This window comes from Streptomyces capparidis, from assembly GCF_054782095.1.
The window spans coordinates 46,613-58,867 of record NZ_BAAGTD010000022.1; the positions used below are offsets into that span (position 1 = coordinate 46,613).

At 74.2% G+C, this 12,255-nt stretch carries 8 protein-coding genes; 3 read left to right on the forward strand and 5 right to left on the reverse strand.

Going from position 1 to position 12,255, the window contains the following annotated elements; genetic code table 11:
• Positions 1–104: 104 nt before the first annotated feature.
• A complete protein-coding gene (locus ACYVO2_RS19095; protein ID WP_461009077.1) occupies positions 105–1,451 on the forward strand; it encodes a cytochrome P450 in 1,347 nt (448 codons plus the stop codon).
• 105 nt (positions 1,452–1,556) lie between these two features.
• Here ACYVO2_RS19095 and ACYVO2_RS19100 read toward each other — a convergent pair whose 3' ends face one another.
• Positions 1,557–2,612 (reverse strand): Lrp/AsnC family transcriptional regulator, encoded by a 1,056-nt coding sequence (locus ACYVO2_RS19100; protein WP_461009078.1) that lies wholly within the window; start codon positions 2,610–2,612, stop codon positions 1,557–1,559.
• A 177-nt stretch (positions 2,613–2,789) separates the two neighbouring features.
• Between ACYVO2_RS19100 and ACYVO2_RS19105 the strand changes: the two genes are divergently transcribed.
• On the forward strand, positions 2,790–4,511 hold the full coding sequence (locus tag ACYVO2_RS19105; protein ID WP_461009079.1) for an MFS transporter: 1,722 nt from the start codon (positions 2,790–2,792) through the stop codon (positions 4,509–4,511).
• 144 nt (positions 4,512–4,655) lie between these two features.
• Positions 4,656–6,335, forward strand: coding sequence for a cellulase family glycosylhydrolase (locus ACYVO2_RS19110; RefSeq protein WP_461009080.1), 1,680 nt, complete (start codon positions 4,656–4,658; stop codon positions 6,333–6,335).
• Between the two features lie 79 nt (positions 6,336–6,414).
• Here the strand turns inward: ACYVO2_RS19110 and ACYVO2_RS19115 are convergent, their stop codons facing one another.
• From ACYVO2_RS19115 to ACYVO2_RS19130, 4 genes are all read right to left on the reverse strand, one after another.
• Complete coding sequence (locus ACYVO2_RS19115; RefSeq protein WP_461009081.1) at positions 6,415–8,019, reverse strand: MFS transporter; 1,605 nt, start codon at positions 8,017–8,019, stop codon at positions 6,415–6,417.
• Positions 8,020–8,316: 297 nt separating this feature from the next.
• Entirely contained in the window at positions 8,317–8,982 is a 666-nt protein-coding gene (locus ACYVO2_RS19120; protein ID WP_461009082.1) for a TetR/AcrR family transcriptional regulator, read from the reverse strand.
• A 309-nt stretch (positions 8,983–9,291) separates the two neighbouring features.
• Positions 9,292–10,362 (reverse strand): methyltransferase, encoded by a 1,071-nt coding sequence (locus ACYVO2_RS19125; RefSeq protein ID WP_461009083.1) that lies wholly within the window; start codon positions 10,360–10,362, stop codon positions 9,292–9,294.
• Positions 10,363–10,504: 142 nt separating this feature from the next.
• On the reverse strand, positions 10,505–12,091 hold the full coding sequence (locus ACYVO2_RS19130) for a class I adenylate-forming enzyme family protein (protein ID WP_461009084.1): 1,587 nt from the start codon (positions 12,089–12,091) through the stop codon (positions 10,505–10,507).
• Between the last annotated feature and the right edge of the window lie 164 nt (positions 12,092–12,255).

The following is a 12,255-nucleotide window of genomic DNA, read 5'->3' on the forward strand; positions in this document are numbered from 1 at the left end:
TCGTCACGCTACACCTCCGTCCCCGCGGGGCCCTTGACACCGTGGTACGCCAGCGTACCGTTCGGTTGGTACGCCCACGTACCACGCCGGGAGGGCACCGATCCATGACGACCGTGACGCTTCCCCCAGGCCCGAGGACCCCGCGCTGGGCGCAGGGCGCCTACGCTCTCGCCGTCCCCTGGCACGGCCTGCCGCGACTGCGCGAGCACTACGGCGACGCGTTCACCGTGAACGTGCCGGTGTTCGGCCGCGCCGTCGTCATCAGCGCCCCCGAGCAGATACGGCAGCTCTTCCAGGCCGGCACCGACGTCGCCGACAACCTCGAACCGAACCTCGGCCGGGTGCTCGGCCCCGCCTCGCTGTTCGCGCTCGACGGCGAGGAGCACCGCAGGCGGCGCAGGCTGCTCGTCCCGCCGTTCCACGGCCGCAGGCTCGCCGCATACGAGCGGATCGTCGAGGAGGAGACCGCACGCGAGCTGGCGACGTGGCCGCAGGGGCGCCCGTTCGCGACGCTGCCGTCGATGATGCGGGTCACGCTCGACGTCATCCTGCGCGCGGTGTTCGGGGCGCGGGGCGAGCAGTCCGCCCGGTTGCGCGCGCTGCTGCCGCCGCTGGTCGGGCTCGGCTCCCGGCTGGCCGTGCTGCCCTTCCCGCGGCTCGCCCGGGGGCGGTGGAGCCCCTGGGAGCGGTTCCGCGCGATGCGCCGCGACTACGACGCCGCCGTGGCGCGGCTCATCGACGCGGCCCAGGGGTCCGGGGACCTGGACGGGCGCGACGACGTGCTCGCGCTGCTCCTCCAGAGCCGCTACGACGACGGCTCGCCGATGAGCCGCGCCGAGGTCGCCGACCATCTGCTCACCCTGCTCGCCGCCGGGCACGAGACCACGGCGACGACGCTGGCCTGGGCCGTGGAGCGGCTGCGCCGCCACCCCGCCGTGCTGCGCGACCTCGCCGCCGAGGCGGACCGCGGCGGCACGGCGCTGCGCGAGGCGGTGATCCGGGAGGTGCAACGCACCCGGCCGGTCGTGGACATCGTGGGCCGCCGGGTCACGGCCGAGCGGCTGCGCCTGGGGCCGTGGACGCTGCCCAGGGGCTGCACGGTCCTGGTGAGCATCGGCCTCGTCCACGCCGACGAGCGGCTCTTCCCCCGCGCCGGGGCGTTCGACCCGACCCGGTTCACGGACGCGAAACCCGACCTGTACCAGTGGATACCGTACGGCGGCGGCATCAGGCGCTGCCTCGGCGCGGCCTTCGCGCACATGGAGATGGACGTCGTCCTGCGCACCCTGCTGCGCGAGGTCACCCTGCTGCCGACCGCGGCGCCCGGCGAGCGGTGGCGCTTCCGGGGCGTGGCCAACGCCCCGGCCCGGGGCGGCCGGGCCGTCGTGCGCCGCCGCACTCCCCTTCCCGCGCCGTCCGCCGGGGCCGGCCCCACCGGAGCGCGGCCGTGACCGAGCGCCTGAGGGCCGCCCGCCCGCCGCGCACCCGGGAGGAGGCGGTGGAGCGCGCCGTGCGGAAGTTCCGGCACATCGGCTCGCACGGCTTCCCGTTCGACCCTAGTAGGGGGTGCCCGCCGGTCGGGGCGGGCCCGGGAGGCGGCGGGTGGTGGGTGGGCCGGTGGCGGGGGCGGGGTGGACCAGGCGACCGTGGGAGATGAGGGAGGCGGCCTGTTTGAGGCGGCGGACCCGGATGCTGACCCGGTAGGCGTCGATGCCGGGGACGGCGGCGACCCGGGTGGTGAGGTAGCGGTAGAAGTCCGCGGCGTCCCGGCAGACGACGACGGCCATCACGTTGTGGTCGCCGGTGGTGGCGCCGGCGAACGCCACCTCGTCGTGCCGGGCGAGCTCCTCCCCGGCGTCCTGGAGGCGGGCGGGGGCGACGCGCAGCCACAGGGTGGCGTTGAGGTGGTGGCCGAGGCGCTCGGGGAGCAGGTCGACGTCGTAGGTGAGGGTGCCCGCGGCCTCCAGGGCGTTCAGCCTGCGGGCGACCCGGGCCTTGGACCAGCCGGTGAGCTCGGCCAGCCGGGTGTGGGTGGCCCGGCCGTCCTCGGCGAGGGCGTCGAGGAGCGGGGCGTCGTCGCCGGTCGGGGGCGTCAGGGGCCCGTCGGGCGCGGGAGGCCGGTCGCCGGTGAGCAGCCGCGCCTGCTCGGGGGTCAGGTGCCCGCCGTAGCCGGTCCAGTTGGACGTGCCGGCGTTGCCGAACGGGTGGATGAGCAGGTCGATGCTCATGTCGAGGACGGAGGCCGACCTGGGCAACTGCCGCAGCAGCAGGTCGTCGCCCTGGGCCTCGACCGGTGAGCGGATGGTGCAGATGATCTCCGAGCCGCCGGAGGCGAGGCCGGCGTAGGCGATGTCGGGCCGCCGGGTGAGGGCGTCGGCGAGCGGGCCGACGCGGTCGGGGCGGCAGCGGATGCGGGCGACCCACTGGGCCTTCCCGTGCACGGCGGGGTTGACCAGGCCCACCACGCGCATCACCCCGTTGCGGCGCAGGGCGTGGTAGCGGCGGGCCGCGGTCTGCTCCGACACCCCGGCCACCTCGCCGATGAGCCGGAAGGGGGCCCGCGGCGCGCACTGCAACGCGCGGAGGATCGTCCGGTCCACCTCGTCCGCCATGAGGGAAGTGTGACAGCAACGGGAGCCGGATGGAGGTTTTGGCCGGTCTCGAGCCGCCGCTTCGGTGATGGTCGAGCGGCTCGCCGATGCTGGGGTCCGCGTCCCGGAGGGGGCGGGGCTGCGCGAGCAGCACAGCAGTGGCCGACAGCGGCGCGCCGCGCCAGAAGGAGAGTTCCCGTGCACGTCACGACACCGGCGAGCGGGCCGGGGGGCCGGCGGGCCGCCACGCTCGTCATGGCCTGCCTCGGCGTCTTCGTCGCCTATCTGCCGGTCACCACCGTCTCCGTGAGCCTGCCCGCGATCGGCGAGGCGCTGGACGCGTCCACGGCCGAGCTGTCCTGGGTGCAGGACGCGTTCGTGCTGCCCATGGCCGCGTTCATCCTCACCGCCGGGGTCTTCGGCGACGTGCGGGGGCGCAAGGCGGTCTTCCAGGCGGGCCTGCTGTTCTCCGCCGCGGGCGCCGCCGTCGGGCTGGCCGCGGGGTCGGTGGAGGTCCTGTACATCGGCCAGGCCCTCGCCGGGCTCGGCGCGGCGGCGCTGCTGCCCACCACGCTGGCGCTGATCAGCCACGCGGTGCCCGACCCGCGGGAGCGCGGCCGGTTCATCGCCCTGTGGGCCACCTCCCTGCTGTCGGCGCTGGCCGTCGGCCCGCTGATCGCCGGGGTGATCGTGGACCACGCCTCCTGGCGCTGGATCTACCTGCTGCCCCTGCCCGTCGCGCTGCTCGCCGTGGCGTTCGCCGCGCGACTGCTGCCCGACTCGCGGGCCCCGCACGGCCGCAGGCTGGACTGGCCCGGTCAGGTCACCGCGGCGCTGGCGATCACCGCGCTGGTGTACGGGGTCATCGAGGGCGGCGCCGACTCCTTCACCAGCGCCGAGGTGCTGGCGGCCCTGGGCGTGGCCACCGTCAGCGGTGCCGCGTTCGTCCTCGTCGAGCGGCGCAGCGACAGCCCGATGCTGGACCTGGCGCTGTTCCGCAGCCCGGCGTTCACCGCCACCACCCTCGTCGCGATGATCAGCTTCCTCGGGCTGATCGGCTTCTTCTTCGTCCTCAGCCTCTACTTCGGCATGGTGCAGCGGCTGGACACCCTGGAGGCGGGCTGGCGGCTGTTCATGGTCACCGCGACGGCCATCGCGGTGGGCGGGCCCGTCGCGCGCCTGATGAACCGGGTCTCCCCCCGCACCATGATCACCGGCGGTCTGCTCGTGGTCACCGGCTCGCTGCTGGCGCTGCTCAGCGTGGACGCCGACACCTCCTTCGCCTCCGTCTCCTGGCGGCTGGCGCTGCTCGGCCTGGGCATGGGCGCCGTCACCACGCCCATGACCGCCACCGCCGTCTCCTCCGTGCCGCACCACCTGGCCGGGATGGCGGCGGCGGGCAACAACGCGTTCCGGCAGGTCGGCGGCGCCCTCGGCCCGGCCGTCCTGGGCATGCTGCTCACCACCAGGGCCGTGGACACCCTCCCCGGCCACCTCACCGACGCCGGGGTGCCGGAGGCGACGCGGCAGGAGGTGGTCGCGGCCGCGGACGCGGGCGGCCTCGGCGCCGCCGCGCAGATGGACCTGGGGGCGGACACCGGCCGCGTCCTGGGGGCGGTGAGCGAGGCGTTCCTCGACGGGCTGCGCCTGTGCCTGATCGTCTCCGCGGCCCTCACCCTGCTCGCCGCCCTGGTCGCCGCCGCCCTGCTGCGCCGCCCGCGGCAGGCGGCGGGCGGCCCGGGGGCAGCGGGCGGTCCGGGGACGGCGGGCCTCCCGGGTGCGGCGGGCGCCCAGGGTGCCCCGGGCGCCGCGGACCGCGCCCCCTCCGCCGCACCCGCCGGGGCCGCACCCGCCGGGGCCGCGCCCGCCGCTCCGGCCGCCGCGGGGGAGGACGGGACGCCGGGGGGCCGGCACGGGTGACGGTGCGGACGGCGGCGGGGCGGACGGCGGGTGAACCGGTTCATCCGCCGCCGTCCGACATCTTGACGTGTCCGGGTCACGACGCGTCTCATGGGAGCGCTCCCATCACACTGCTCGTCCAAAACCACCCCACCTGGAGCCGCAGTGAGAAACGGAACGACAACGAGCGAGCGCTCCCCGGCCGCGGGCGTCCGCCGCCGCGCCGGCGTGGCCGCCGCCCTGCTCGGGCTGCTGGTCGGCCTGCTGGGCCTCGGCGGGCTCGCCCCGGTGGCGCACGCCGAGGACACCGCCGCCCCGCGGGCGACCGGCCTGCACATCGAGGACGGCCGTCTGCTCGAGGCCAACGGCAACGACTTCGTCATGCGCGGCATCAACCACGCCCACACCTGGTACACCGGCGAGACCCAGTCGCTGGCCGACATCAAGGCCACCGGCGCCAACACCGTCCGCGTGGTGCTCTCCAACGGCCACCGCTGGACGAGGAACAGCCCCGAGGACGTGGCGGACATCGTCGCCCGGTGCAAGGCGAACCGGTTGATCTGCGTGCTGGAGGTGCACGACACCACCGGTTACGGCGAGGAGGCCGCGGCCGCCACGCTCGACCAGGCGGCCGACTACTGGATCGGCCTGAAGGACGTGCTCGCCGGCCAGGAGAACTACGTCATCATCAACATCGGCAACGAGCCCTGGGGCAACACCAACCCCTCCGGCTGGACCGCGCCCACCGTCGCTGCCGTCCAGAAGCTGCGCGGCGCCGGGTTCGAGCACACGATCATGGTGGACGCGCCCAACTGGGGCCAGGACTGGGAAGGGGTCATGCGCGCCAACGCGCGGACCGTCCACCAGGCCGACCCCACCGGCAACCTGATCTTCTCGATCCACATGTACAGCGTCTACGACACCGCCCAGGAGATCAGCGACTACCTGAACGCGTTCGTCAGCGCCCGGCTGCCCATCCTCATCGGCGAGTTCGGCGGCCCCGCCGACCAGTGGGGCGACCCGCACGAGGACGCCATGATGGCCACCGCCGAGCAGCTCGACCTCGGCTACCTCGCCTGGTCCTGGAGCGGCAACACCGACCCGATCCTGGACATGGTCACCGACTTCGACCCGGCCCGGCTCACCTCCTGGGGCCAGCGCATCGTCAACGGCCCCAACGGCATCGCCCAGACCTCCGAGGAGGCCACCGTCTTCGGCGGCTCCGGCGGCGACCGGCAGCCCCCGACCGCGCCCGGCACCCCGGCCGCCGGGGCGGTGACCGCCACGTCCGCCACCCTGAGCTGGGCGGCGTCCACCGACGACGTCGGCGTCACCGCGTACGACGTGGTCCGCGTCAACGGCACCGCCGAGACCCCGGCGGCGTCCTCGGCCACCACCACCGCCACCGTGACCGGTCTCGCCCCGGGCACCGCCCACACCTTCGCCGTCTACGCCCGCGACGCGGCGGGCAACCGCTCGGCCCGCTCCGGCACGGTCACCGTCACCACGCAGAACGGCAACCCGGGCGGCGACTGCTCCGTCCGCTATCGGGTCGTGGGCCAGTGGTCCGGCGGCTTCCAGGGCGAGATCGTGATCGGCAACAAGGGCACCTCCCCCGTCAGCGACTGGACTCTCGTCTTCGCCTTCCCCGGCGGGCAGACCATCACCAACATGTGGGGCGGCACCCCGAGGCAGAGCGGCGACTCGGTGACCGTCACCCCCGCCTCGTACACCTCGACGATCCCGGCCGGCGGATCGGTCACCCTCGGCTTCGTCGCCCGGGGCGGCACGGGCGCCCCGCCGAGCTCGTTCACCCTGAACGGCGGGGCCTGCACGGCGGTCTGACCCCGCGACGCGACCCTCACCGGCGGGGCGCCTGGGCCCCGCCGGTGAGCCACGCCCCGCCCGCCCCGGGGCGGGCGGGTTACTCCTCGCCCCGCCCCGCGCCCGCCGCCACCGGCTCGCGCCGCCGCTGCTCCGCGGCCATCCGGCGGCCGGGCAGCACCACGAGGACGATCAGCGTGCCCGCGGCCATGATGATCCCGCCGACGAGGCTGGTCCTGGCCACACCGTGGGCGAACGCCTCGTGGACGGCGTCGATCACGGCCTGCGCCCGCTGCGGCCCGCCGGACGGGTCCCGGGCGACCCGCTCCGCGACCGCCAGGCCGCCGCCCACCGACTCCCCGGCCGCGTCCAGCGCCGCGCCCGGCAGCCGGGCCCCCACCAGGTCGGCCAGCTCGTCGCGGTAGGCCGTGCCCAGCAGCGAGCCCAGCACCGCGATGCCGAGGGAGCCGCCGAGCTCGAGCGCGGTGTCGTTGGCACCGCCGCCGACGCCCAGCTCGGACTCGGGGAAGGAGCCCATGATGGTGTCCGTGGCCGGGGACACGCTCAGGCCGATCGCGAAGCCGAGCAGCAGCAGCGGCGCCAGGAAGTCGCCGTACCCCGAGCCCTTGTCGACCGGGACGAGCAGGAGCACGCCCGCGGTGCCGATCGCCATGCCGGTCACCACCAGCGCCTTCATGCCGAGCCGCGGGGTCAGGCGGCCGGTCACCGCCGCGCCGAGGAAGACCGCCCCGGCCAGCGGCAGCAGCCGCACGCCGGTCGCCAGCGGGCCGTAGCCCAGCACGAACTGGAGGAACTGCGTGGCGTAGTAGATCGCGCCGAAGGTGCCGAAGAAGAAGAACAGCACCGCGATCATCGAGCCGCCGAAGGGGCGCTGCCGGAACTTGCGCACGTCCAGCATGGGGTGCGGGTGCCGCAGCTCCCACCGGACGAAGGCGGCCAGGCCCGCGCCCGCGACCACGGCGGCGGCGACCGGTCCGGCGCCCCAGCCGAAGTGCGGGCCCTCGATGGTCGCGTAGACCAGGCAGCCGACGGAGACGATCGACAGCAGGCCGCCCACGTAGTCGATCCGGCCCATGCCCGCCGCCTTCGACGGCGGCACCAGGGCCAGCGCGCCGACGACGGCGGCGACCGCGACGGGGACGTTGATCAGGAAGGTGGAGCCCCAGGAGTGGTCCTCCAGCAGCCAGCCGGCCACCAGCGGGCCGACGGCGACGGCGAGGCCGGAGGTGGCGGTCCAGGCCGTGATGGCCCGGGCCCGCTCGTCCTTCGGGAACGTCGCGACCAGCAGCGACAGCGTGGCGGGCATGACCACGGCGGCGCCGACGCCCATCACGGCCCGGGCCGCGATGACCAGCTCGGTGCGGTCGGCCAGACTGCCCGCCACCGCCCCGGCCGCGAAGACCACCAGGCCCGTGAGCAGGGCGCCGCGGCGGCTGTACTTGTCGCCCAACGAGCCCAGCACCAGCATCAGCGCGGCGTAGGGGACGGTGTAGCCGTCGATCACCCATTGCAGGTCGCTGCTGCTCAGGCCCAGGTCACGGGTCATGTCGGGCGCCGCGACGATCAGGGACGTGTTGGCCATGACCACGATCAGCAGGCTCAGGCAGAGCACCAGCAGGGCCCACCAGCGCCGGGGATAGGGCCCGGCCATCTTCTCGACGGGTGTGCTCGCGAGGAAGGGCATCGCAGGCTCCTGGGGGACGAGTCAATTGCCCACTGATGAGCAGACTATTTACTTGCCCAATGATGTGCAAATATCCCGGGGGTCCTTCGCGCAGCAGGACGGACGGGGCGGCTCTCCGTCCATGGTCGTGTCGCGGGACCGGCCGCGCTCGTCGAGGAACCGGCCGTGGCGGCGGCTCGGCGCCGTACGGCTCACCACTCACCACCGGGCGCGCCCGCGAGCCCCGCCACGGGCGCCTCTGGCCCGAACGGGTGAGACGGACCGTGCTCCCCCCGGGCGGCTCAGTCCCCCGGCGGCTCAGTCCCCGGCGGCGGGCTCTCCGGCGGCGGGCTCCCCGGCCGGCGCCGCGGGCGCGATCTCGCCGACCACGGCGCGCGCCCGCGCCTGAGGCACACCGGCCGCGACGAGCATGGCGACGGCGACCCGGGTCGCGTCGTTCTCCAGTTCCCCGGCGTTGACCGACTCCAGCAGGGCGACCGTCATCGCCTCCAGGGCGGCGCTCAGCGCGGCGGGCGGCAGATGGGTGTGGAAGACACCGTCCCGCTGCCCCCGCTCCAGGATGGCCGCGACCTCGGCGCGGGCCGGCGAGAGGATCTCGGCCACGCGCTCCGCGCCCAGGTCGTGCCGGGCCAGCGCCAGCAGCATCCGGTAGCGGTCCCCCACGGGCCACATCGCCAGCGTGAAGTGCGCGAGCGCCCGCTCGGCCGGTTCCCTCCGCCCCGCCTCGGCCTCCAGGGTGCCGCGGAGGACCTCGGACGCCTCCTCGGCGAGCGCCTCGAGCAGCGCCCCGCGTCCGGGGAAGTGGCCGAAGAGGGTGCGCCGCACCACGCCCGCGGCCCGCGCCAGCTCCTCCAGGGTGATGTCCGGGTTCCGCCCCAGCTCCCGGCGGGCCGTGGCCAGGATGCGCGCCCGGTTGGACCGCGCGTTGCGCCGCAGCGGCTCGCGGGCGGCGGGCTTGGTCACGGGGAACCTCGGCGGATCGGTACGGGGCGGACGGTGCGGGGGCGGGACGGCACGGGGGCGGACCGGTGCGGGGGGCGACGGCGCGGGCGCCGTGCGCGGACCCAATTCTGGCACGGGCGCCCGGAGCCGGGGCGGCGCGCGCGCCGCCCCCGCCGACCCCCGCCGACCCCCGCGAACGCGAAAAAGGGCCTCCCGGCAGCCGGTCGCCTCAGCGACCTGAACTGCCAGGAGGCCCTGTCCTCAGGTGCGGGTCCTCACGCCCGGGTCCTCACCCCCGGAACGCCGACCCGGTTCGTCACACCCGGTTCGTCACGCGGTCTTCGTCGCGCTCAGGATGGCCGGCACGGGGATGACGTCCTGCGGGATGTCGGTGGGGTCCTTGGCGATCGCCTTCGTGACCGTGAACCCGCACTCCTCCATCCAGCGCCGGTAGGTGGACAGCTTCTGCGGCCCGCCCTGGCCCATGGTGCAGCCGATGAAGAAGGCCGGGAAGAAGTCGACGTTGTAGTTGTCGGCGTCCTTGATGTCCTCGGGGTACACCGGCACCATCACGTGGACCTGCGCGCCCACCTCCAGCGACTTGTTGACGCCCTGGAGGATCCGGAACACGTCGTCCTTGTCGAACATGTCCAGGAAGTGCTTGATCAGCACCACGTCGAAGCCGGTGGGTATGCCTTCGAAGACGTCACCGCCGATGAAGGAGCAGTGCTCCTCCACGCCGTTGGCCTTGAAGTTCTCCAGGCACTCCCGCTCCTTCTCCGGCAGGTCGAAGGTGGTCACCCTGAGTCCGGGCGAGGTCTTCATCCGGTAGGTGTGGATCGCCCCGAGACCGGTGTTGCCCGCGACGTCGAGCACCTTGGCGCCGGAGGGGACGTCGATGTTCTCGAAGAACCAGGGGTCGATGCGGGCGGTGACGGCGTTCATCAGCGTGGCCCAGGACTCGCGCAGGTCCTGGTGCTCGGCGACGGCGCCGTACAGGGTCCCCTCGGCCCCGTAGAGCTCCTTCAGACCGACGAGGGTGCCGGTCCGCACGCTGTCCGTGAGGTAGAACAACTGCCGGAGCGCCACCACCTTGATCATGTTCATGTAGGTGAGCGCCCGCTTCAGGTCGCCCTCGGGGACGGCCGCGAGCGCGTCGAGCGTGTAGGCGCCCGACTCCTCGTCGTATGCGACGAAGCCCTCCTTGACCAGCAGGAACAGGAGCTGCTCCACGGCGTCCGGCTTGCCTCCGACGGCCTCGCCGAGCTGGGCCGCGGTCAGGCCGGGGGTCTCCCGCAGCCTGTCGATGATGCCGAGCTCGAAGCAGGACAGCAGGGTCATGAACCGCGCCGGTCCCACCATGTATTCACGGAAGCGCGCGAGCGTGGCTTCTGGCGTCATTTGCACTGATCCCTTTCGAGTTGGTTTTCCGCACCACCGCGGCGCACCGGGTGGAACCGGCGCCCGTCCCGGGTGAGGAGCATGTGGTCGCCGGTGCGTGCGTCACCGTTCGCATGAGGTGTCCGGGGCCGGTGCACCGGGGTCAGGCCCGCCCCTGGAGCTGTTCCTGGAGCCGGCGGGACAGCTCGACCCGCCGCACCTTGAGGGTGGCCGTCCGGGGCAGCTCGGCCTGCGGGATCTGCACCGGGTCGGCGAGCTGCGGGAACTCGGCGGCGGCCGCCCGCCAGCGCTCGGGGTCCAGCGGCTTGTCCTCGTTGGTGCAGATCACCGGGACCGCCTCGGAGTTGGGGCCCTGCACCACGACGAGCTCGCTCAGCTCGTCCAGCCTGCTCAGCACGAGGTCCTCGACCTCCAGGATGCTGCGCACCCCGGGGATCATGTCGATCTCCCGGTCGAGCATGTGCACGCAGCCGAGCCTGGTGCGGTAGCCGACGTCCCCGGTCCGCCACCAGTCGCCGTGCCGGTTGTCGTCGTACCGGTCCTGCTCGCCGAAGTAGGTCTTCGCCAGGCCCTCCCAGCCGACCTCGATGAAGCCGGGGTTCGCCTCGGACGGCGGGTTGCCGTCCCGGCTCACCACGCGGACCTTCGCGCAGCCCGGCATGGCCCAGCCGACGCAGCGCCCGTTCGCCCGGTGCGCGGACCGGCGGAAGTAGGGGCGGCCGACCGCGGGGCCGACCTCGCTCTGCCCGTAGATCTGGAAGAACAGCGCGCCCGGCCGCTCGGACGACTTCAGCAGCCGGCTCATCGTCCTGGGGTGGATCGCGTCGAACGTGCTGCTGAAGTACTTCACCGAGGCGAACGGCCGCCGCGGGTCGTCGGCCAGCCCCTCCCACTCCATCAGCGAGTTGGGCAGCGCCTCGATGAACCCGGGCCGGTGCTCGAGGAACAGATCGGCGACCGCTTCGGGCTCGGCCTCGTTCATGAGCAGGACGGGCATCTCCCGCAGCAGCGCCAGGGCCATCGCCGCGAACATCCGCGAGTGCACGAAGGAGATGTGGATCGCGACGGTCTCCCGCTTCCGCATCAGCGCCAGCAGCCGCCACTGCGGGGTGAGCCGGGCGCCCTGGGTCCGCGGCGTGTGCACCACGAGCTTGGGCAGTCCGGTGGTGCCGGAGGTGTGGGTGATCAGGGAGGGCTCGTCCATCGGCCGGAGCACCGGCTTGACCCGCGGGGCCCCGGCGAGCTCGGCCAGCGACACGGCGTCCGGGCTGCTGCCGGCGACGACGATCACCCGCTTGGCCAGGTCGGCCAGCGGCACGTCGGCCAGCGCGCCGTCGAGCTTGCGCACATCGGTGAGCAGCTTGGGCCGGTCCAGGCGGGCGAGCAGGGCGCCGACGGTCGCGCCGTCCAGGGCGGGCGAGAGCATCACGGGTATCGCCCCGACGCGCGCCGCCGCGGTGGCGAGCACCCACACGTCGGCGTTGGCGCTCTTGTAGACCGCCAGGTGCTCACCGGGCCGGACCCCGGCCGCCCACAGCCGTCCCGCCAGGTCGTCCACGTGCTCGGCGAGCTGGGCCATCGTCAGGCTCCGCCCCGCCTCGGGGAGGACGTCCAGGTCGTGGTCGAGGGTGAGCAGCGCCGAGCCGTTCCTGGCCGCGGCCCGCTGCGGCACCATGCCGAGATGCAGGCCGTTCCTCCGTATCCAGTTGTGGATCACGTAGCCCTTCATCGGGTCTCCTTCGCGGTGTTCGACGGACATGCGGGCCGCCGCCGGGTCGGCGCCGCGCGGGGGGCGCGTTCGACGAGCGCCGAGGTGACGTCGGCCGGTGCGGAAACGACGGCCTTGCGGATGCTTCGGGGACGACCCGGAGGGGTCGTCGGCGGTCAGGGCGG